The organism is Variovorax defluvii (genome assembly GCF_039541515.1).
Classification (GTDB): domain Bacteria; phylum Pseudomonadota; class Gammaproteobacteria; order Burkholderiales; family Burkholderiaceae_C; genus Variovorax; species Variovorax defluvii.
In genome coordinates this window covers 124,592-146,628 of sequence record NZ_BAABGJ010000015.1, presented here as the reverse complement: position 1 = coordinate 146,628, position 22,037 = coordinate 124,592, and the positions used below count along the sequence as shown (strand labels likewise).

Here is a 22,037-nt window from a genome sequence, read left to right as displayed (position 1 = left end):
CCATATGGGACTATAGCCAGGCAAGGGGTGGTTGCGTGCCCGAATCGCCAGCGACTGCGCCGGGCAGGAGAGGCTGGTGCAGCCGTGCATTCGGGTTACTCCCTGCGGCGGGGGCGATGACCCCTCTGTAAAACTCGACACCGCAAAAGCAGGAGGAACCGGCGTGGGCATTTTGTTTCTTGCCTCCCGTCGCAGGGCGATCGCCGTGGCTGTCGGCGGTACCTTGCTGGCGGCCGCCGGCAACGTGGTGTCGCGCGGCGCCTGGCCGGACAAACCCGTTCGACTTGTCGTTCCCTTTCCACCCGGCGGAACGACCGACATCCTTGCACGCATCATCGCGGTGGAACTGTCCAGGGAGTTCGGCCAGCCGTTCGTCGTCGAGCACCACGCCGGCGCCGGCGGCAACGTCGGCACCGAGATGGTTGCCCGGTCGCCCAACGACGGCTATACGCTGCTGATGGGCACCGTGGGCACGCATGGCATCAACCGCGCGCTCTATCGGAAGCTGCCTTACGACCCGGTCAAGGACTTCGCACCGATCACGCTGGTCGCCACGGTGCCCAACGTGATGGAGATGAACGCCGGGAAGGCCCAGGCGCTCGGCATCCGCAACGTGGCGGACTTCATCAGGTATGCCAAGGCCAACCCCGGCAAGCTCAACATGGCCTCGGGCGGCAACGGAACCTCGACCCATCTCGCGGGCGAACTCTTCAAGAGCATGACGGGCAGCTTCCTGACGCACATTCCATACCGCGGCTCGGGGCCGGCCGTGATGGACATGGTGAGCGGCAACGCGGATGTGATGTTCGACAACCTTCCTTCGTCGATGCCGCAGATCAAGGCCGGCAGGCTCAGGGCATTGGCCGTGACCAGCGCGGAGCGCTCGCCGGCGCTGCCGGAGGTACCCACGGTGGAGAAAGCCGGCGGCCCCGCGCTCAAGGGCTACGAAGCCAGTTCGTGGTTCGGCCTGCTGGCGCCCGCCGGGACGCCGCCGGAGATCGTGAACAGCATCCAGCAGGCAGTCGCCAGGATCCTGGGCACCGCGGCCATCCAGGAGAAGCTCTTGGTCCAGGGCGCGATTCCGAGTGGGAGCACGCCGTCCGAGTTCGCCAGGCTGATCGACAGCGAACAGGTCAAATGGGCAAAGGTGGTGAAGGCTTCAGGGGCGAACGTAGATTGACATGGTCCTCCTGCGGCGCAGCGCCGGCGGGCACGGGGGCGAGGCGGCGGCCTCAAAGCCCATAGCGTGCGCGGTACCAGGCGGCAGCCTGCATGCGCGAGTCCAGGTCGAGTCGGTCGAGGATGCGCGCGACGTGGCGCTTGACGGTGTGCGGGCTGAGGTCCAGGGCGCGTGCGATCAGCTTGTTGCTCTGGCCTTCCGCCAGAAGGGCGAGAACTTCCAGTTCGCGGCCGCTCAGGCCCGCATCGTTGGCTGCCGAGGACGGGGGCCGCTCGAGCGATGCCGTCTTGAGCTGCCTGGCCGTCTCGACCCATTGGTGCAGGATCGCCACGCCTTCCTTGGGTGCGGCGTCGCCCCAGGGGGCGAGCGACAGCTGGGTCAGGACGGGCTCGCCCATGAACAGGACCTGGCCGATGCTCCCGCTGGCCGCCACCCGCGCGACCAAGGGTTCCAGCGCTCGCCATGCCGCCGCCGGCGAACCACCGGCGAGCTCTGCGAGCGCAAGCCGTGTCCGGACGGTGGTGTCGAGGAAAACCGCGTCCAGCACAGCGGTCCTCGCGGCCACCGCTCGAAGCGTCTGGAGGGCCTCGCCCAGGCGCCCTTCATGGCATGCCAGTTGGCCCCGCAGGCTATCCAGGAGATTGCGCCTGTACGGATTGTCCTGGCCGTCCTCGACGAGAAACTCGGACAGATGCATGCGCACGGCTCGCCAGTCGCCGATGTTGGCCGACGCCATCATGGCGACAGTCAGGTAGATCAGCGGAAGTTGGCTGGACCGGTCGAGCGAGGGCGCAAGCGCCGCGATGGCCTCGACCGTTTCGCGAACACCATCCCGGTTGTCGCGGATGACCTGGTACATGACCTTCACGGCCAGCAGCCGGATGCGCAGGCCGGCAGGCTGGCCCAGCCACTGGGTATCGGCTTCGAGCTGCTGGAGCGCCGGCTCCAGTTCGGCGATCCGGCCCTGCCAGAGAAGCAGCAAGGCCTCGTTGAGGTTCGCGCTGGCCTGCAGGGACCAGTACCCGTCGCCCGCGGCCCTGGCGCCGTGGACCATGCGCTGGATCTGTGCGCTCACGCCGGGGCGGCTGATGAAGGTGTTGACGCGGGGAATGCAGCGTGACCACATTTCGGCACTGTCCATTTCCATCAGCAAGTCGACCACCCTGGCCAGGTGATGGCCCGGCCCCTCGGCCGGACCGTGGTAGCCCTCGTACCAGAAGTCCAGCAATTCGCTGAGTGCCTCGGTTTCGAGATCCAGGGAGCCGGCGCGTACCGTCAGGCTCAGAGACCGGGCTTCCTCGATCTGCCCGCAGAAAAACATGGCCAATGCCTGCATCGCGCGCGCACGCCGCGCGTCATGGTGCCGGCCCATGGCGTCGAAGCCGGACGCTGCATGCGCCATGGCCGAGCGCACTGCGCCGTACTGGTAGTTGGGCCAGGCACACCAGCCTCGCACATAGGCCAGCACGGGTGAATGCGCCCGGATCTCGGCAGGAAAATGCTCGATGAGCCGGACGACCTGGGCGCCCTGGTCGTCCACCAGCATGTCGGCGGTCGCCTGGATCAACTCGCGCTGCGCCTCGTCCCACGCGCCCGCGCGCAAGTACATGAGCGTGCGGCGCACGGAATCGGGCTCGCCCTGCGCGGCACATCGCAGCAGCGCCGGCATCTCCTCGGGATGGAGCTGGCGCAGGCGTTCCTCCAGGAAGTCGCGGAACAGGTCGTGCAGCCGCAAGGTCAGTTCCTCGCCGTCGAGCACGGAGGTGAACAGCCGGCGCCGCTCGATGTCTTCGAGCAGCTCGGCGCTGCGCGCATTGCCGCTGATCTGCCGGCAGCGCGGTACCGTGAGTTCGGGCAGAAGGGAGCAGCGCAGCAGGAACTCCTTCAGCTCATGCGGCAGCTCTTCGAGCACTTCGGAGGCGAGGTATTCGAACAGGTGGCGGCGGCTTTGCCAGATGCTCCTCGGCGCGCCCACGGTGGATCGTTCGGATGCTTCCAGGCTCAGGCAAAGGCCGGCGGCCCAGCCCTGGGTGCGGTCGAACAGGCGTTGCGCCTCGTCGGGATCGTCGCGGCCGGCGATGTGGTGGCACAGGTCCTGCACTTCCTTCCTGGAGAAGCCCAGGATCGTCTCGTCGAACTCCGCCAGTTCGCGGCGCGCGCGCCAGCGCCCCAGCGCCAGCAGCGGCTCCACGCGCGTGGCCATCACGAGGGTCCAGTTCGGGGGCAAGCCTTCGAGCAGGTGGTCCAGGAACTCGAAAACCTGAGCGTCGGCGACGGCGTGCAGGTCGTCCAGCACGATCACTCCGCCGTCTGGCGCGTCGGTGGCATCGAGGGTGCTGGCCAGCGCGGCCGCCAGCTCGCGCAGCCGCCCCTGAGCCGCCAACTCGAACAGGGCCTCGGGCGCCAGGCGCCAGGGGGGGTCCAGCGGCTCCAGTGCTTCGATCAGGTGGGCGAGGAAACGTCGAAGATCGTCCTCCTCGTCCGCGGTGAGCCAGGCGATCGCACAGCCCTGCGGCAGTTTCTGCAACTGGCGCGACAGCGCGGCGGTCTTGCCGTAGCCGGCGGGTGCGACCAGCAGGACCACGCGCTGGGTCGCCAGGGCCTGCCCGAGCTGCTGCTCGAGCTTGCTGCGTTCGATCAGCCCTCCGCGGAAACGGGGCACCTGGATTTTGGCTCTGGTGAGGCTGGCGGTCTGCATGAACGGAATCGAACGGCGTGGCCGTCGCAGGCCGTGGGCGGGCTCGGTCGCGGCGTGTCTAGGGCGTCAGGCGGATGTTCGCATCCCTGATGATCCGGCCATAAAGGGCCGCATCCGCACGCACGGTGTTCTGAAACTCTTCCGGCTTGCCGACGCCCGCCTGCAGGCCCATGCCTTCGAACCTGGCGGTGAGTTCCGGCATGTGCACGATGCGGTCGATCTCGTCTGCCAGCTTCCGCACGACGGGCCCGGGTGTCGCGGCGGGGAGGAAGACCCCGAACCAGCCGTAGCGATCGAGAGAGTGATAGCCCGACTCGGCAAAGGTGGGAACCTCGGGCAAGCCGGGCGCGCGCTCCGCACCGACCACCGCCAGGGGGCGCAAGGACTTCAGATGCGGCAGGGCGTTGCCGATGTCGACGAAGGCGGATGCGACCTGGCCGCCGATCAGGTTGGTGACCAAGGGCCCCCCGCCCTGAAACGGCACGTGCACCAGGTCGATGCCGGCCTGCATGTTCAGGAGCGCGCCTTGAAGATGCGAGAGGGTACCGACACCGTAGCTGCCGAAGCTGTATTTGTCGGGACCGGCCTTCACCATCGCGATGAATTGGCGCAGGTCCTTGGCCGGCGAGGCCAGCGGCACGACCAGCCTGTTCGTGCTGCGCGCAATCATCGCGACCGGCAGCAGATCCTTCAGCGGATCGTAGGAAAGCTTGTCCATGAGCCAAGGCTGCTGGACCAGCGACGAGATGCCGATCAGCAAGGTATGGCCGTCGGGCGGCGATTTGACGACGAAGGCGTTGCCGACGGTGCCGCCTGCGCCGGGCTTGTTCTCCACCAGTATGGGCTGCCCCCAGGCTTCCTCGAGCTTCTGCGCGATCATGCGGGCCAGAATGTCGGTGGTGCCGCCCGCGGGGAAGGGAACGACGAGCTTCAGCGGCTGGCCGGGATTTGGGTATGACTCCGGTGCCAAAGCCAGGGCCCGGCCGGCCAGCAGCCCAGCCAGGCCCGCAGTCAGGCAGAGCCTGCGCATCTTTGATGTTTTCATGTTGATGCTTTTCCAACCCCCGAGGCGCCTGCGCCGTGCATCAGGCAACTTGTGCGAGCATAGGTCGAAGCGCTCGCCTGCTCAAGAAAGGCATGGCAAACCGCGCAGGAACGCTACAACAGCCATTCGATCGGCAGCAGCGATAGAAAGTCGACCCACAGGCGCCGCAGCGCTCCGGCGCCGGGCTCGGTGGCGAAACGCACTTCGCCCCGGGCGCCGCGCTCGATCCATTCCATGCGCCCGTCGCCGGGTGCGAGGCGCACCAGGTAGGCCCGCTCGGGCACCACCTTGTCGATCTCCTCGGCCAGCCGCCGCGCGAGCACGGGGCTGTCGATGACCACGCCCATCTCGGTATTGAGCCGCACCGAACGGGGGTCGAGGTTGAGCGAGCCGACGAAGACGCGCTGGCGGTCCACCGCGAAGGTCTTGGCATGCAGGCTCGCGGCCGAACTGCCGCCCGGGTTCCGGCGTCGTTCCTCGGCCGGCGGCTGTGGCGGCGCAGCGCCCGGCTTGAGTTCGTAGAGCACCGCGCCGGCCTGGAGCAGTTCTCTTCGGTAGCGGGCGTAGCCGGCGTGGACCGCGCTCACGTCGGTAGCGGCGAGCGAATTGGTCAGCACCCGCACTTTCACGCCGCGCTGGGCCAGGGCCGCCAGGTCGCGCGTGCCATCCAGGCCCGGCACGAAGTAAGGTGACACGAGATCGAGTTCGCGGCGCGGGTCGCCCATGGCCTCGCGCAGCAGTGGGAACATGAGCCGCGTCTCGCGGTCGGAAGCGGCCGTCACCTTCGAAGGCTGGTCGCTGACGATACGGGCATCGGCCCACTCGAAGCGCACCCGCCGTTCGTTCACCTCGCGGATCAGCGGGGCCTGGCGCACAGCGTCCAGGTAGCGCTGTGTTTCGGGCGACTGCCTGAGCTGCGCCCATTGCGCCCGCAGTGCGTCCGCGGCACCCGGCGCGGGCCGCGGCAGAAGGGCGGCGGCGGGGTAGGCCGCCTCGCTGTTCCAGTAGAGGTCGAATTCCCGCGACACCTCGCGCACCACCGGCCCGACCGCGGCCACGTCCAGGTCCTGGAAGCCCAGCAGCGCATTCGCGCCGAAGTACTCGTCACCCACGTTGCGGCCGCCGACGATCGTGACCTGGTTGTCCGCGGTGAAGGACTTGTTGTGCATGCGGCGGTTGACGCGCCCGAAGTCCAGGACGAAGTCCCCCATGCGGAAGCCGCGGTTGGCGAAGGGGTTGAACAGCCGCACCTCGATGCGCGGGTGCGCGTCGAGCACCGCCAGCGCAGGGTCCAGGCCGGGCGTGTTGTTGTCGTCGACCAGGATGCGCACGCGCACGCCGCGCTCGGCGGCGCTCCAGGCGGCTTCGAACAGGAGCTGGCCTGTGGTGTCGCCGCGCCAGATGTAGTACTGCAGGTCGAGGCTGCGCTCGGCCGCGTGCGCCAACACCACCCGGGCGGCAAAGGCGTCCTCGGGCTCGACCAGCGGCAGGATGCCGGAGCGGCCGGGATGGGCCGCCAGCTCGGGTGCCAGCTCGCGGCCCAGCTGCGTGTCGTCGGTGCTGGTCAAGGCATGGGAGGGCGGGCGTTCGACGGCCGCGGGCAGCACCGCGCAGCCGCAGACCCAGAGGCTCAGCGCCAGGGCCGGAAGGAGGCGCAATCGAAGCAGTGATCGCATGGCCCGGGAGCGTACCCGAGCGCCGGCCGACTCAAAGCTTCGGGATGCGCAAGGTCTTGCTGATCATCAGCGTGCCGGACAGCGCGAACAGCAGCGTCAGCGGATGCAGGACCCAGGGCCCGACCATCCATTCGCCGCCCCAGATGGCGTTGCCGATGCGGCCCTGCCAGGCGGCCCAGGCCAGCACGGCGACCAGCACGACGCTGGTGGGGATCGGCGTGCCTTCGAAGTACTTGACCTTGTCGCTGCCGGCGGAAAGGGTTTCGGCCGTGACGTTGTAGCGCGCCAGCCGGCTCACGCCGCAGCAGACGAAGTAGACGAGGATGGCGCAGTCCCACCCGCCGTTCAGGCCGGCGGCGAAGCCGAGGGCGGCGGGCGCCATGCCGAAGGAGATGACGTCGGCCAGGGAGTCGAGTTCACGCCCGAGGGCCGACTGCGTCTGCCGCCAGCGCGCGATGCGGCCGTCGAACACGTCGAACACGAAAGCGGCCGGCGCCAGCGCCGCAGCCCAGAGGAAATGCGCGAGCGACTGGCTGGCGATGAAAGCCATCGCGAGGAACACGACACCGACGCCGCAGGCCGCGTTCCCGAGCGTGAAGAAATCCGCCAGGTGGAAGCCGCGGATCATCGAGAAATGCTTGCGGGCCGGCGTTGCGACCGGGGCAGGGTTGGGCATGGTCATTCTTCGGTGGATGGGACAGGGATGCACCTTAGCGCGTCCGCGGCGCCGCCCGTGTAGTCGCAGACCGATGCCGCCGGGTGCCTCAGCCCGGCAGCGCGGCGGCCTCGTGGTCTTCGGCGATCTGGCCGAAGCGCCTGAGCAGGCCCGCCGATGCCACGGTGGGCGCCACGCGGCCGCGCAGAGCGGCCGGGTCGAGGCCCCGGGCCCGCAGGTCGGGGGCCATGCGCTCGATGTAGTCGCGCATCACCGTGTCGTCGAATTCGGGGTGGAACTGCAGGCCCCAGGCACGCGGCCCGACGCGGAAGGCCTGGTGCGGCTCGAAGTCGTTGCCCGCCAGGTGCACGGCATCGGGCGGCAGCCGCAGCGCGCTCTGCCAGTGCACCACCTGGGCCGGGAAATGCGCGGGCAGGCCCCGGAGCAGCGGATCGTCCGTGGCCTGGGGCGTCAAGTCGACGCCGACGGTGCCGATCTCCGGGCCGCCTGGATGGTCGCCGGCCTCTCCGCCGAGCGCGTGCGCGAGCAGCTGATGGCCGAAGCAGATGCCCAGCAGGGGCGTGCCCTGCGCGACGAGTTGCGCAAGCCAGGCGCCGGTGGCCTCGCTCCAGGCCGCCCGATGCGAGACCATCGCATGCGAGCCGGTCACGACGGCACCGGAAATCTGCCGCGGCGAGGGCAGGGTGTCGCCGCGGCGCGGGTCGAGCACCACGATGGGCAAGCCGATCGGGCCCAGCCCTTCGCTCACCCAGCGTTCGAAATCGCCGCGCGTCTCGCGCAGCGTACTGAAGGTCTCGCCGGCTTTGATGATGGCGAGCGGACGGGGTCTCGAATCTTGCATGCGGCCGATCATGCCGCAGGCGGGAGGGCCTCGAGGGCGGCCGGCACCTGCCGCGCCACGCGCAGCACCAGCGCACTGCGCTGCGGCACGTCGCGCCAGCGCGCACGGGCCCCGCTTTCCCAGTCGGGATGGCTGCGCGCCGGCTGGGCGGCGCGGACCAGTCCGGACAGAGGGCGGCGGGCCGCTTCCAGGTCCGGGGCGGCGCCGGCATTCGAGGCGATGCGCTCGACCGCGGCGTGGCCGCGCAGCTCGAGCGCGCGCAGCAAGCGCAACTGCCAGGCGGCGATGACGAGCAGCACGCTGTCCTCGACCGTGAGCTCGCGCAGGTCGCGCAGCCGGTTGGCGAGCTTGCGGCCCAGCGGGCCGAAGCCCTGGGAAAGCGCGCCTCCGATGGCGCCCCCCAACGCCGCGCCGGCCCCCAGCGACAGCCCGGCCAGCGCAAGATCGGCCACTACGCCGACGGCGGCGCCGACCGCCACGCCCTTGCCCAGCAGCATGCCGGCGTCCTTCAAGGCTTCGGGATGAAAGAAGTCCATCGCCCAGCGGCCTTCCACCAGGGGCAGCGGCGCCTCGTCGGCATCGTTCTCGCGGAAGCCGTAGAGCGCCAGCAGGTCGGAGGCGCAGCGCTGGGCCTTGTCGAAGACGGATTTCTGCAAGGCGGCGACCAGGCGCGCGCGGCTGCTTTCGATCTCGAATTCCACGGCCGACGCGGTGCGCCGCGTGGCCGCTGCATCGACCAGCAGTTCGGCGACGCGCTCGCATGCGGCCTGGCGGCGGCGCGCAGATTCCTCGTCGAGGTAGGCGGCGATGCGGTCCAGTTGCGCACGGCGTTCGCGCAGCAGCGTCGAGAGATCGCGATAGAGCTCGCGCTCCGCCCCCACGAAGGGCGCGGCGGCGTCGAAACGTACCACCACGTGCAGGCCATAGGCGGACAGCAGTTCTTTCCAGACGGGCTCGCGGCTGCCCGCCTCGCGAAGGAAATTCAGCACCGGCAGCAGCGGGCGAGCGCAGGCACCGAGCAGCTCGATCTCGGCGCGGAACTTGGGCAGCACCGGCTCGCGGGCGTCGATGACGAGGAAGGCGGCATCGACTTCGAGCAGGGCGCGCAGCACCTTGGCTTCCTGTTCGAACACGCCGTGGGCCTCGGGGCCGGCGAGGAAGCGGCGGATGCGCTCCGGGGGCGTGAGTTCCGAGCGCGGGTCGACCGCCGCGTCGATATGCTCGCGCAGCGCCACCGCGTCTTCCAGGCCGGGCGTGTCCAGAAAGCGCACGGCAGCCCGGCCGTCCACCTGCAGCTCGATGGCTTCGACATGGCGCGTGGTGCCGGGCCGGTGCGACACCTCGCCGAAATCCACGCGGCGCGTCAGCGTGCGCAGCAGCGAGGTCTTGCCGGCATTGGTGTGGCCGACGACGGCGATGCGGATCGGGCTGGCCGCTGTCATGTCCACCCGCGCAGTGCGCCCGCGGCCTCGTCACACGCTTCAAAGCGGCTCAGGCGCGTCTCGGCGAGCCAGGCGCGCCAGCGGTTGCGCGCTTCCTGCGATGCGTCGCCGAGCAGCCACAGACGGCATTCGCTGCTCAGCGACGCCAGCTCGCGCAGGAAGCGCTCGGTGCCGCGATCCGGGCTGGTGCTCGCATGGCAAGCCACCAGCAGGCGTTGCGGGCGAAGGCGGGCGAGCGCATCTAGCGCATCGCGGCGCGCGCCGGCGCTCCCGTCGACGCGCAGCGACCGGGCGCCGGCAGCGTCGACCGCTGCAGGCGGCCACGGGATCTCGTCGGGCAACTCGTAGCCGATGGCCAGCATCGCGTCGCGGGTCTCGCCGGCGGCCACTCGGGCAGGGACGTCAGGCCGAAGGCTGCCCGGGTCGGCATCGACGATCTGCCGAGGGGCCAGGGCCTCGAAGCGGGCCAGCAGCCGGCGGTAGTAGGGCTGTGAAAGATCGGGGCCGAGCGCCCGGCGGCGAAACCTCCAGACCAGCGCGCAGAGCAGCGCGAAGAACAGCCGGGGCAGCAAGCCATACGCCACGATGCAACCGGTGAGCCACAGCGCCCAGTCGCGCTGGCCGGACGGGGCGGCGTTGCCCGGCGCCAGCACGGTCTGCGCATCCGGCACGGGAAAGCCCAGCCAGGCCGGTATGCGTCCGAGCAGATCGACGAGCCGCACGAAAAAGGCCGGGTCGAGGATGGTGGTCTCCCAGTTCAGGGTGTAGCTGCGGAAGGCGAGAGCGAAGAGAAGGGCCCCCAGCACGACCGCGAAAGACAGCGACCAGATCGCGTGGCTGGCGAAACCCAACACCCAGGGCAGCAGCCGGGCGCGCGCCAGCAGACGGGTGGCCGCGTCGATCAGCACCGCCGCCTGTCCATGTCGCCCGCCGGCAACGCGCGCCGTCAAGGCGAACCAGACCCCGCCGAGTGAAAGGTTCAGCGAACGCATCGGAAGCAACAAGCCGATCAGCCACAGCAGCAAGGTCAGCAGATGCAGCCCCAGCAGGGCCGTGAGCGCGACGACCACGTTGATGCTGCGGTGCTCGCCTGCCACGTTCCCGGCGAAGCCAAGACCGGACAGCACGATAAGCGCCACAAGGGCCAGCAGGATCCAGGGAGAAACTGCGCGGGCGCGGCACCACGCCGCCTGCAAACCGATGCGCTCCCCGAGACCGCGGGCACGTTCCACAACGCGCCCGGCGCCGTCGTTGCGCAACGCCATGGCTTCGCGCATCGCCTGGGCGTCTTCGAGCGGGCCGGCGTCCTCGACTTGCCGTATCGCCTCGGCGATCACCGCATCTTGGATGGACAAATGGAGCGCTCCGGGATTCAACGGCTTCCTTCAGCGGGAGCGCGAAATTATGCCCGGCAGCTCCACGGCGCCGTTCCATGAAAAAGCGGGGCCCGTGAGGGCCCCGCGATCCTGACGGGGTGGTGGGGAATCAGCGCAGGCCGAAGAACGAGAGTACGGCCACGACGACCACGACCAGACCGACGATGTAGATGATGGAATTCACGGTGAAAGCTCCTCTGCGGTAACCAGGCCTCCAGTGTGCCGGTCTCGCATCGGCGGGCTGTAGTCGCCCGGCGCCGCGGAATGTAGGACGCCCCGGCGACCCGGGGCAAGGGTCCACTCCCCGGCCTTCCTTCAGGGGATGCCCGGAACCTTGGACTGACCGCGCGTTACTCAGGACACGCGTATTTGCCCGCAAGGGAATATGCGATGTCCCTCCCTGCCGGAGTCAATGCAATTGAATTTCCACTTCGATCCCGAGTACATCGGCCAGCGCTTAGGCGCCGTCGGTCCCGATACCGAGAACCTCACGGTCATCATCCAGGACGATGACTCCACCTGGACGCTCGCCTTCGAGCAGGGCGCTACCGTGCTCGTGCTCGCCGAATGGGCGGAAGCGCCCGCCCGTCTGGTGCTGAGCACCGATATCGGCAAGCCGCCGGCTCGCCGGGCCACCGAGGTGTACCAGGCTGTGCTGTCCTACACGACGCTCTGGCGAGATACCGGTGGCGCGCGGATCGGCATGGCAGGGGATGAAGGCGATCTGCTGCTCTTGCGCGAATTGGACCCGCACAGCGTGCAAAGCGACGAGTTTCCCCTCATCCTCCAGCAGTTTGCCGATGTCGCGCAGTGGTGGGAGGGGTTTGTCACCAGCGAGGAAATCGATATTCAGGCTTCCGCGCCGACCATGGCGCACATGGCCACCCGGATCTGAAGGAGAAAAAAATGGGTGCGATCCAAAGCAGACAAAGCCTCGGCAGCCTGGCAGAAGCCTTGAGGTGCGCCATCGATCCGGCCGATATGAACAAGGGGAAATACCTTGTGGCCGGGAAAGGAGATCCTGACGCGGAAATCGATGGGATCGCGGGTCACAAGGCGCCGCTGCGTCTTTTTGTCAGCGGTAAGAACTATGGGATGCGGGATGCGCTGGCATCCGTCGCCGGAGATAGGCATGAGCACTACGCGGCGGCGAGACGCGCCCTGAAGCAGTTGGTTTCGGGGGCCCTGCACGCGGGCGTGATCAAAAACGAGAAGCAGGCCAGTGCCATCACTAACCTCATGCAGGTGCTTGCGACAAGCAAGTCGACGGGCCGCATCAAGATCGATGATATTCAAAATGACCTGGCCACGGTGCTCGATGCCGTCGAAACAGCCGACAGGCAGGCTGCAAGAGAGGTCGTGAAAAAAGACTGCCATGTGGCCGACGGCAAAGTTGCTCATTTCTTTGAGGAACTTCGTGAGCGGCAAACGTCGCCGGTTCATGTTCCGCATCGATTTGACGATAACGAAAAATTCAAGATAACCGGCAACAAGGAGGTATGGAATCGCATCATCTCGATGAATTCGCAGGCGAAACAGATCAAAGATCCCTCAACGGTCAGCAGATTCAGAACGAGAGCCAGGTCTTTTTCAAAATCAGAAAAAGCTTCTTCAGGTCAATCCGTCAATCTCTTGTACAAGATCAGCGACTGGCCAGGTCAATATTTCAGCCTCGCGCTGGAAGAATTTTTCAAGGCTGCGGACGGGCAGAATCTCGATGCGTTCAATGAGGCGAGCGACGAACTGCGGAAGAAAATCGCCGAGGCAGAATCTGTCCTCGAATTGACACGGGACGTCCTGAACAGCGAAGCATTCATCAATTCCATCGAAAATCCGGAAGATCGGGCAAAGCTGAATTTGCTGTGCGGCACGGCCATCAGGCTTCTCGCGAATATCGGCGATCCGGATTCGGCTTTTGCCAGACTGAAGAATCTTGCCGTGGTTGCCCATAAGTCGCCGGAGGAGACGTGCAGGGCGATTGCTGACGAGCGGCGCAAATCTTTGCTTTCTCCGATCCCCACGACACCGGCGCCTCCTATTCCGCTTCCTCTTGTCGATGGCCTGCCGGGCTTGGACATCGACCCGGCCGCTGACGGCATCCCGCTGCCTCCAGTTGAGTTGATGCCGGAGGTGATGATGGTTCCGGGACCGAATGGCGGACAGATGCCGTACAACCCTGCGCAGAAGGTTGTCGCTCCGCCCGTTCCATTGGTTCTCGGCGCAGAGCCGATCAACATGCCGGGGGATGGCGTGGCAACGCAGGGGACCGGCGCGGACGCGGGTGGCGGAGTGGCGTCGAACACTGTTCCTCAGAAGGGCGCAGCCGCCAAATCTCCTCGACCCCTCCCAATCCCGCCTGCCGAACCGATGTCAATGGGCGACAAGTCGCCGGGCAACCTCGTGGCGAAACGTGTGATCGAGATGGAGAGACGGCTTGCGAAAACGGCTGGCTCGTCGGCCACTTCCACCTATGTAGCGCAGCCGTCGATCCCCACCGTGGCGTCGCCAGGCGATGCAATGCCACCGGCCAATGACGACCCGCCGCCGCCCCAGCCAACACTTGTGCCTGGCGCTGCTGCTAATGGCGGCGTGCCGTTGGCCAATCTACCGCCGCTTCCCGGCTCCCCACCGCCAGTGCTGCCCATCAATCCGGTATCGGCGACCGCGCTGGGAGAACAGAACCCGCCGGCACCGGATGACGACCCGCCGCCGCCCCAGCCAACACTTGTGCCTGGCGCTGCTGCCAATGGCGGCGTGCCGTTGGCCAATCTACCGCCGCTTCCCGGCTCCCCACCGCCAGTGCTGCCCATCAATCCGGTATCGGCAACCGCGCTGGGAGAACAGAACCCGCCGGCACCGGATGACGAGCCGCCGCCGCCCCAGCCAACACTTGTGCCTGGCGCTGCTGCCAATGGCGGCGTGCCGTTGGCCAATATGCCGCCGGTGCTCCCCATCAATCCTGCGCCGGCGAGCGGGGCAGAAAATCAGAACCCGCCGCCGCCGACCGACATGCCACCGTTGCCGACCGATGCATTGCCGGGGGCGCCGTCACTTGCGAGGCAACAAATGCAGCAGATGACCGAGCTGGATATTATGCAGAGCATCGCCGAAATGAACCGGACTGGTGGTGTGCTCTATGCTTCTAAGAAGCCATCAGCTGCTGGTCCAAATGCCATCAACAAGGCCAAAGCATTGAAGAACCGGATGGCTGCGAAAGTGGCCACCGCGGCGGACACATTGAAGGAACGGATGAATAATTTCAGGAGCGGCGAGAGGGATCGCGTGAATAAATTTGATCAGCGTCTGATAACGAATGCAAAAATGAACGAAAACATTGCTCTTGTGGCGTCCGACATCGCAGCAAGCAAGCCAGAAAACGTGAATCGCCTGATGATTCGCCAAGATCGCATTGTGGACCTCTACGTTCAGGCCATGGAGGCCGCTACGCCTGCCCCGGAAAAAGCCATTCGCGATTTTATTGCTGCTGATGGAGGTGATCTAAAGCAGAGCGAAAAATACATAAAACTGGGCGATGGTGATGAACGAAAAGAAAAGACCAGAAAAATTCATTTTTTTCGAAGGCTTAATGATGCAGCGCAAGCGCGCATGGGGTCGGGCCTTCAAGAAAAATTGCCAGAAACTCAACGCAGCAATGAATTAATCAATAAAATTAACGAATCCCTGAAATTGTCCGGGGAAATTCAAGCGTTGCTACCAAGGGTTTTTCCTGACTATTTCAACGTGACGTTGGATTTTTTCAGCAGGACCGGCGTGGAAAAGATCAGGCCGCAGAATATTGCGCCGCAGGAAATTTTTTCCATGCTGATGTCCAGATTTGTCTCAAAGGTTTGTTTGGTCATGGATGCATTTTTTGACCAATTGGAGAGCGGAAAAAATTTTGATAAAGCGGCCAAGGAGATGCAGGACAAAATGGAGGTCGGGCTGAATATTCTGCTTTTTGTGACCCGATTGCTCACTGATGTGCAGTATGTTCAGCTGTTTCCAGATGAGATCCGACCCTCGGTTCGAGAGTTTGGTGAATTGCTGCAGGATTTGTCGCTTGATCTGCTCGACCCCGAAAGCCCCTTCATGGCCGCATATCGCCTGAGCCAAGCTGCACAGGTGTATCCCGAAGAAGTCATGCTGCAATTGACCGAATCCATGAAGCCCCAGCCAGTGCAGACTGCGTAGCTTCGCGGAGCTATGACGGCAGCGTTCCCGTGCCCGCCATGGCGGGCACGGGCTGCTCAGTGCCCGCGGCGAGCGAGTCGCCCTCGACATCGTCCTCCCCCAGAAACCCGCCACTCTGATGCGCCCACAACCGCGCATAGAGCCCCCCGCGCGCCAGCAGCGTCTGGTGGTCCCCCTGCTCGACCACGCGCCCCTCGTCCATCACCACCAGCCGGTCCATTGCCGCGATGGTGGACAGCCGGTGCGCGATCGCGATCACGGTCTTGCCTTCCATCAGCCGGTAGAGGCTGGCCTGGATCGCCGCCTCGACCTCGGAGTCCAGCGCGCTGGTCGCCTCGTCCAGCAGCAGGATGGGCGCGTCCTTCAGCATCACGCGCGCGATCGCGATGCGCTGGCGCTGGCCGCCCGAGAGCTTGACCCCGCGCTCGCCCACGTGGGCCTCGTAGCCACGGCGGCCGTTCGGGTCACCGAGTGACTCGATAAAGTCATGCGCCTCGGCGCGCTCGGCGGCCGCGCGGATCTGCGCCGCGTCGGCATCGGGCTTGCCGTAGGCGATGTTGTCGGCGACCGAGCGGTGCAGCAGCGAGGTGTCCTGCGTGACCATGCCGATGTGGGCGCGCAGCGAATCCTGCGTGACCCTCGCGATGTCCTGCCCGTCGATCAGGATGCGGCCGCTCTCCAGGTCATGAAATCGCAGCAGCAGGTTGACGAGCGTGGACTTGCCCGCACCGGAGCGGCCCACAAGGCCGATCTTCTCGCCGGGGGCGACGGTGAGCGTGAGGTCGTCGATCACGCGCCGGCCGCCGTCGGCATAACGGAAGCTCGCATGCTCGAAGCGCACCTCGCCGCGCGTCACCTGCAGCGCGCGGGCGTCGGGCGCATCGAGCACGGTGCGCGGGCGGGACAACGTCTTCATGCCGTCCTGCACGGTGCCGATGTTTTCGAACAGGCTGGTCATCTCCCACATGATCCAGTGCGACATGCCCTGCAGCCGCAGCGCCATCGCCGTCGCCGCCGCAACCGCGCCCACGCCCACCGCGCCCTGTGACCAGAGCCACAGTCCCATGCCCGCCATCCCGGCGGTCAGGCCCATGCTCAGCGTGTGGTTGGTGATTTCGAAGGCGCTCACCAGGCGCATCTGGCCGTAGCCGGTGACCATGAAGTCCTCCATGGCCGCGCGGGCGAAGCCGGCCTCGCGGTGGGTGTGGGAGAACAGCTTGACAGTGGCGATGTTGGTGTAGGCGTCGGTGACGCGGCCGGTCATCATCGCGCGCGCATCGGCCTGCGCCTTGCCGATCTTGCCCAGCCGCGGCACGAAGAAGAACAGGGTGCCGATGTAGAGCAGCAGCCAGACCACGAAGGGCAGCATGAGCTGCCGGTCGAGCACCGCGGCCAGCACGATCATGGTGGCGACGTAGACGCCCATGGCCACCAGCACGTCGGCCAGCACGAAGATGGTTTCGCGCACGGCCAGCGCGGTCTGCATGACCTTGGCCGTGATGCGGCCGGCAAACTCGTCCTGGTAAAAGGCCATGCTCTGGCCCAGCATCAGGCGGTGGAAGTTCCAGCGCAGGCGCATGGGCAGGTTCACCGCCAGCGTCTGATGCTTGACGATGGTCTGCAGCGCGACCACGGCGATGCTGGCCGCCAGGGCGATGCCGAGCCAGGTCAGCGTGGTGCCGCGCTCCTCCCACAGCCGCTGGGGCGCCTGGTGGCCGAGCCAGTCGACCACGCGCCCGAGCATCGCGAACAACAGCGCCTCGAAGGCCGCCATGACGGCGGTGAGCAGCGCCATCGCGAGGATCTTGCCGCGCAGACCGTCGGTACAGGCCCAGAGAAAGGCGAAGAAGCCTTGCGGGGGCAAGGTCGGTTCGGCGCAGGGGTAAGGGTGGAGTCGTTTTTCGAAGAAGCTGAACAAGGAGGAGGTCTCCGGGCAAGGGCGTCACTGTAGCCGTGCTGCAGAGATTCATGTCCGCCAAGGGTTTGGGCGTGCTCGACGCGTCTGGGCGGGCGCGCTCGAATGTGCCTAGACTGCCGCCTCATGAACTCGCCGAACAAATCATCCTCGTTGCCCACGTACTTCATCTCCCACGGCGGCGGCCCGTGGCCATGGATGACGGAGGCGCGCGGAGCCTACGCCGGCCTCGCCGCCGCGCTGGCCGACATGCCGCGTCAGATCGGCCGCACGCCGGACGCCATCCTCATGGTCTCGGCACATTGGGAAGAGCCGGTCTTTACCGTGATGGGCAATCCCATGCCGCCCATGGTCTACGACTACGGCGGCTTTCCCGAGCACACCTACCACGTCCACTACGAAGCACCCGGCTCGCCTGCACTCGCGCGACGCGTGCAAGGGCTGATCGAGGCGGCGGGCCTGCCCGCGGCCTTCGATGCCGAACGCGGCTTCGACCACGGCATGTTCTCGCCGATGGCCGTGATGTATCCGAAGGCCGAGGTGCCGACGGTCCAACTGTCGCTGCGCCGGGGCCTGGACCCGGCCGAGCACATCGCACTCGGCCGCGCACTGGCGCCGCTGCGCGAGGAGAACGTGCTGATCGTCGGCAGCGGCCTGAGCTACCACAACCTGCGCCAGTTCGGGCCGCAGGCACGCGAGGTCTCCAAGGCCTTCGACGACTGGCTCAGCGACGCGGTGGATGCGCCGCCGGCGCAGCGTGTCCAGCGCCTGCTGGCCTGGTCGCAGGCACCGGCCGCGCGCATCGCGCATCCGCGCGAGGAACATTTGATCCCGCTCATGGTCGCCGTCGGCGCCGCCGACGAGGAGCAGGGCGTACGCGTCTACCACGAGGACGCCTTCATGGGCGGCATCTCGGTGTCCAGCTACCGCTTCGGCGCGGCCGCCGGCGATGCGGCGGCCTGATGGACTGCACAATTTACCGGTGCCCGACACTTCCTCCCTCTTCGATCCCACGGCCGATGCGAACGCGCAACGGCTGATCGCGCGCCTGGACGGGCTCTCCACCCATCACGACGTGGTGCACGACGGCCGGCGCGTGCGCTGGCGGCGCTTCGGCCAGGCCAGCGCGCAGCGACCGCCGTTGGTGCTGCTGCACGGCGGCCACGGCAGTTGGATGCACTGGCTGTGCAACATCGAAGCGCTGAGTGCCGCGCGCACACTGTGGCTGCCCGACATGCCAGGTTTTCACGATTCCGACGAGCCGATGCCTCCCGCCGCCGGCCAGTCGCCGCTGGAGCCGGCCCTCGATGCCCTCGCCGGATCGCTGGACGGTCTGGTCGGTGCGCAGTCACCGATCGACCTGGCCGGCTTTTCCTTCGGCGGGCTGGTCGCCTCGAAGCTCGCGCAGCGGCGCGGCCAGGTACGGCGGCTGGCACTGCTGGGCAGCGCCGGCCACGGCACCAAGCGCCGCATGGCGGTGCAGATGATCAACTGGCGCGAAGCGCGAGACCGGCTGGAAGAGCGCAGCGCGCTGCTGCACAACCTGCGCGCGCTGATGCTGCACGACCCGGCCGCCATCGATGCGCCGGCCTTTGCGATCCATGACCTGTCCTGCCACGGCACGCGCTTTCGCAGCAAGGAGATCTCGATGACCGGCGGGCTGCAGGCCGCGCTCGACAGCTACGCCGGGCCGGTGCTGCTGCTATGGGGCGAGCATGATGTGACGGCCGATGCACGGCCGCTGGTGGCCCAGTTGACCGCTGGCCGCACGCAGCGCGAGGGCGTCGTGATCGACGGCGCCGGCCATTGGGTGCAGTACGAGCGCCCGGTGGAAGTGAATGCGCTGCTGTTGCGCTTCTTTGCCTAGGCTCGCCTCGAATTGAGCGTTCAGGACGCGATGCGGCGCACCGTCACCGTCGCTTCCAGCCCTTCGTAGGCTTTTCGCTCGCCGAACCAGCTTCCGCTGATCGGCGCGGCCAGCGCCGGGTCGCGCGCCACGCCGACGCGGATCAGCCCGCCGTTGCCCAGGGCCAGGTTGTTGGTCGGATCGAAGGCGACCCAGCCGGCGCCGGGCAGGTAGGCATGCAGCCAGGCATGCGTGCTGCCGGCCCCGACCACGCACTCGCCGGGCGCGGCTTCGCCCCTGTCCAGTGCCGCGTCGTACAGGTAGCCGGAGACGAAGCGCGTCGCCACGCCGAGCCGGCGCAACGCCTCCATCATGAGCAGCGCGTAGTCGCGGCAGCTCCCGCTGCCCAGCGTCAGCGTCTCCAGCGGGGTCTGTGTGCCTTCCTCGTGGCGGGCGACATAGCGCAGGCTCTGGGCGATGTGCGCGTTCATGCGCCTGAGCACGTCCAGCGTGCTGTTGGGCTGGTCGGTGTAGAGAAACTGGTGGGCCCAGCGGATCAGCGTGCCTTCCGGATCGTCGTAGTGGGGGCGAAGGTAGTGCTCCAGGTCCAGCCGGTCCTGCACCGAGTACGCGAAAGGCAGGAACTCGGCCGCCGGCTCGAGAGTGGGCAGGTCGTGCGGTGCGGCCACGTGCTCGATGGAGAAGGAGCAGACGATGCGCAGCTCGGTGGCTTCGCCGTTCGGCTGCACCAGCGCAATCGAATTGGAGTTGGGGTCCTGGATCATCCGCACGTGGGCCTCGGGGCTGACCTGCAGGTCGGTCGCGAGCACGCGCAGGTCGTGGCTGTCGCGCGGCCTGAACATCACGCGGTGCAGGCCGAAGCGCACCGGCACCTTGTAGCGGTAGACCGTCGTGTGGGTGATGTCGTAGCGGATTGGCATGATGGGCGCATTGTCCCTCTCAGGCACCGGCGGGCAGGGGGGATGTGCGTGCGGGATGGACGCGCTGCGCGTCGAGCGCCCGCCCCAGCGCGCCCGACAGGGGCCAGGGCTCGCCATGCCAGCGCGCGGCCAGCAGCTCGGCGCACATCGCGGCGAAGCTGAGGCCGCGCGAGCCCATCGCCGTGCAAAGCCAGGGGCCGAGCGGTGCCTCCGGGTCGCGCGGTCCGACGAGCGGGCGGCGGTCGATGGAGGCGCAGCGCACGCCGGCCCAGGCCTGCGCCTCGCCGCGGGCGAACAGGGCGTCCAGTGCCTTGGCCGCTGCGGGGTGCAGGCGCGCGAGCCGCTCGCGGTTCGCCGTGATGTCCTCCGGCAGGAAGACCGGCTCGTCGCGCTCGCGATCGAAGGTGGCGCCGGTGAGCCACAGCAGGCCGCCCGCATCCGGCACATGCGCGATCAGGTGGCCGTCGCCGTTGAGGGGAACGCGGGGCAGCGCCATCTTCGGGTCCATGCGGCCCCAGGCGACCTGGCCACGCACGCCTTGCAGCGCGGCCGTGGGGGCGAGCGTGTGGCTCCGGTGGCCGGCTGCGATCACGACCCGGTCGGCCTCGGCCAGCACCGCGCCGTCCGGATCGCGCAGCACCCAGGCGGCGCCGGCGGCCTCGATGTGCGCCACGGGGGCGTTCGTGCGGACCCGGATGCCGGGCTGCGCCAGCCAGGCCTCGACCAGGCGCGCGGGCCGCACCCAGCCGGCGCGCGCGTGCCAGAAGGCATGGGTCTCCGGCGGCAGGCCGGCCTCGCGCAACCGGGCGGGCGAGGCAAGCCAGGATTCGTTCGGCCCCTCCGGCCCCCATCCTCCCGGCAGACGGAGGCGGCCGGCGCTGCGGCGCTCGAGCACGCCGCAGGCACGCCAGTCGCTTCCTTCCTCGAGCAGGGCGCGTGCCTGCTCCCAGGTGGCCCGCCCGCAGGCACGGGTCAGGCGGGAGAGCAGGGCGTCGTCGGGCGACACGTGCGGCGCGAGCACGCCCACCGGCAGGCCCGAGGCGCCGGCGGCGGCGTGCGGTCCGGCCTCCAGCACGCACACGTCCCAGCCGCGTCGCGCCAGGCTGGCCGCGACGGCGGCACCGGCCAGGCCCGCGCCGACGATGGCGCAACGGCCGACGCCTGACGCCATGCCCGGCTCGGCCGGGGCCTGGCGCAGCGCCCACGGCGGATCGAACAGGCCCTGGAGGCAATCACGCTTGGGCGGCAGGCCGGGCGCCTTGCGCAGCTGGAAGCCGCAGGCGGCGAGTGCATCGCGCACCGGGCGGGCCACGCTCCAGGTCGACAGCCGCGTGCCGCGCCGGGCGAAGCGCGCGACCGACTTGAGCGTCTCGGCCGACCACATCTGCGGATTGCGCGCGGGACTGAAGCCGTCCAGGTACAGGCTGTCCGCGTCGAAGCGGTGCAGGGCACGCAGCATGGCCTGCACGTCGCCGATGCACAGGGTCAGCAGCACCCGGCCGCCGTCGAAGACCAGGCGGTGGATGCCGGGGAGCAGGCCCGACCACTGCGCACCGAGCGCCGCGGCCAGGGGCGCCAGTTCAGGATCTGCGGATGCGGCGCGCAGCAGGTCCTCGCGCGACACCGGATACGCCTCGATCGAGACGAAGTGCAGCAGCCGTGGACGTTGCGGATCGGCCCGCCAGGCCTGCCAGCTTGTCAGAAAGGAAAGGCCCAGCCCGAAGCCGGTTTCGAGAATGCGCCATTGCGGCTGGCCGGCCCAGGCCTCGGGCAGGCCGCAACCCGCCAGGAAGACGTGCCGGGCCTGGGCCACGGCTCCGCTCTCGGAGTGATAGATGTCGTCGAAGCGTGCGCTGCGCGGCACGCCGCCGGCACGCCAGTCGACCGGCTCGGCCATGGGTCGAGCGGGCGGAGCTCAGTTCGTCGGAGGAACGTAGCCCTGCGCGACGTCGGCGCCTTCGCCGAAAAAATGCTTTTCCATCTGGCGCGCCAGGTACTGGCGGGCGCGGGCATCGGCGAGGTTCAGCCGGTTCTCGTTGACCAGCATGGTCTGCTGCTTGAGCCAGGCCGCCCAGGCCTCCTTGCTGACGTTTTCCCAGATGCGTTTACCGAGTTCGCCAGGGTAGGGAGGGAAGTCGAGCCCCTCGGCCTCTTTGCCGAGCTTGATGCACTGGACCATGCGTGCCATTTGGATTTGCCTCTGCGGGAAA

Annotated in this window: 16 protein-coding genes; 5 read left to right on the top strand and 11 right to left on the bottom strand. The window is 67.7% G+C overall.

Annotation, left to right across the window (positions count from 1 at the left end):
- Positions 1–169: 169 nt before the first annotated feature.
- Entirely contained in the window at positions 170–1,180 is a 1,011-nt protein-coding gene (locus tag ABEA07_RS09690) for a Bug family tripartite tricarboxylate transporter substrate binding protein (protein ID WP_425584112.1), read from the top strand.
- A gap of 52 nt (positions 1,181–1,232) precedes the next feature.
- Here the strand turns inward: ABEA07_RS09690 and ABEA07_RS09685 are convergent, their stop codons facing one another.
- The 7 genes from ABEA07_RS09685 to ABEA07_RS09655 form a co-directional block, all read right to left on the bottom strand.
- Entirely contained in the window at positions 1,233–3,878 is a 2,646-nt protein-coding gene (locus tag ABEA07_RS09685; RefSeq protein ID WP_345537477.1) for a helix-turn-helix transcriptional regulator, read from the bottom strand.
- A 58-nt stretch (positions 3,879–3,936) separates the two neighbouring features.
- On the bottom strand, positions 3,937–4,923 hold the full coding sequence (locus ABEA07_RS09680; protein WP_345537475.1) for a Bug family tripartite tricarboxylate transporter substrate binding protein: 987 nt from the start codon (positions 4,921–4,923) through the stop codon (positions 3,937–3,939).
- A gap of 113 nt (positions 4,924–5,036) precedes the next feature.
- Positions 5,037–6,599, bottom strand: coding sequence for a phospholipase D family protein (locus tag ABEA07_RS09675; RefSeq protein ID WP_345537473.1), 1,563 nt, complete (start codon positions 6,597–6,599; stop codon positions 5,037–5,039).
- A 31-nt stretch (positions 6,600–6,630) separates the two neighbouring features.
- Complete coding sequence (locus ABEA07_RS09670) at positions 6,631–7,275, bottom strand: CDP-alcohol phosphatidyltransferase family protein (RefSeq protein ID WP_345537471.1); 645 nt, start codon at positions 7,273–7,275, stop codon at positions 6,631–6,633.
- 88 nt (positions 7,276–7,363) lie between these two features.
- Positions 7,364–8,116 (bottom strand): glutamine amidotransferase, encoded by a 753-nt coding sequence (locus ABEA07_RS09665; protein WP_345537470.1) that lies wholly within the window; start codon positions 8,114–8,116, stop codon positions 7,364–7,366.
- Positions 8,117–8,124: 8 nt separating this feature from the next.
- Positions 8,125–9,558 (bottom strand): GTPase/DUF3482 domain-containing protein, encoded by a 1,434-nt coding sequence (locus ABEA07_RS09660; RefSeq protein ID WP_345537469.1) that lies wholly within the window; start codon positions 9,556–9,558, stop codon positions 8,125–8,127.
- On the bottom strand, positions 9,555–10,895 hold the full coding sequence (locus tag ABEA07_RS09655; protein ID WP_345537468.1) for a DUF2868 domain-containing protein: 1,341 nt from the start codon (positions 10,893–10,895) through the stop codon (positions 9,555–9,557). The genes ABEA07_RS09660 and ABEA07_RS09655 overlap by 4 nt, the downstream gene beginning before the upstream one ends.
- Before the next feature lie 451 nt (positions 10,896–11,346).
- Here ABEA07_RS09655 and ABEA07_RS09650 point away from each other — a divergent pair, with 451 nt between their 5' ends.
- Together ABEA07_RS09650 and ABEA07_RS09645 are read left to right on the top strand one after the other, a co-directional pair.
- The gene (locus ABEA07_RS09650) at positions 11,347–11,829 is read left to right on the top strand and encodes a type III secretion system chaperone (RefSeq protein ID WP_345537467.1); all 483 of its coding nucleotides are present in this window, start codon (positions 11,347–11,349) and stop codon (positions 11,827–11,829) included.
- An 11-nt stretch (positions 11,830–11,840) separates the two neighbouring features.
- Positions 11,841–15,125, top strand: coding sequence for a hypothetical protein (locus tag ABEA07_RS09645; RefSeq protein ID WP_345537466.1), 3,285 nt, complete (start codon positions 11,841–11,843; stop codon positions 15,123–15,125).
- A gap of 10 nt (positions 15,126–15,135) precedes the next feature.
- On the opposite strand, the gene ABEA07_RS09640 is transcribed toward ABEA07_RS09645, so the two are convergent.
- Positions 15,136–17,043 carry an ABC transporter ATP-binding protein gene (locus ABEA07_RS09640; protein ID WP_345537465.1) on the bottom strand — a complete coding sequence of 636 codons (1,908 nt, stop codon included), beginning with the start codon at positions 17,041–17,043 and terminating at the stop codon, positions 15,136–15,138.
- 123 nt (positions 17,044–17,166) lie between these two features.
- Between ABEA07_RS09640 and ABEA07_RS09635 the strand changes: the two genes are divergently transcribed.
- Complete coding sequence (locus tag ABEA07_RS09635) at positions 17,167–18,003, top strand: DODA-type extradiol aromatic ring-opening family dioxygenase (protein ID WP_345537464.1); 837 nt, start codon at positions 17,167–17,169, stop codon at positions 18,001–18,003.
- A gap of 19 nt (positions 18,004–18,022) precedes the next feature.
- Entirely contained in the window at positions 18,023–18,907 is an 885-nt protein-coding gene (locus tag ABEA07_RS09630) for an alpha/beta fold hydrolase (RefSeq protein WP_345537463.1), read from the top strand.
- Positions 18,908–18,927: 20 nt separating this feature from the next.
- Here ABEA07_RS09630 and ABEA07_RS09625 read toward each other — a convergent pair whose 3' ends face one another.
- Genes ABEA07_RS09625 through ABEA07_RS09615 form a run of 3 tightly spaced genes read right to left on the bottom strand, consistent with a single transcriptional unit; the run spans position 18,928 to position 22,015 of the window.
- Positions 18,928–19,827 carry a transglutaminase family protein gene (locus tag ABEA07_RS09625; protein ID WP_345537462.1) on the bottom strand — a complete coding sequence of 300 codons (900 nt, stop codon included), beginning with the start codon at positions 19,825–19,827 and terminating at the stop codon, positions 18,928–18,930.
- Positions 19,828–19,846: 19 nt separating this feature from the next.
- Entirely contained in the window at positions 19,847–21,724 is a 1,878-nt protein-coding gene (gene mnmC / locus ABEA07_RS09620; protein ID WP_345537461.1) for a bifunctional tRNA (5-methylaminomethyl-2-thiouridine)(34)-methyltransferase MnmC2/FAD-dependent 5-carboxymethylaminomethyl-2-thiouridine(34) oxidoreductase MnmC1, read from the bottom strand.
- Between the two features lie 18 nt (positions 21,725–21,742).
- Positions 21,743–22,015 (bottom strand): oxidative damage protection protein, encoded by a 273-nt coding sequence (locus ABEA07_RS09615; protein ID WP_345537460.1) that lies wholly within the window; start codon positions 22,013–22,015, stop codon positions 21,743–21,745.
- Positions 22,016–22,037: the final 22 nt, after the last annotated feature.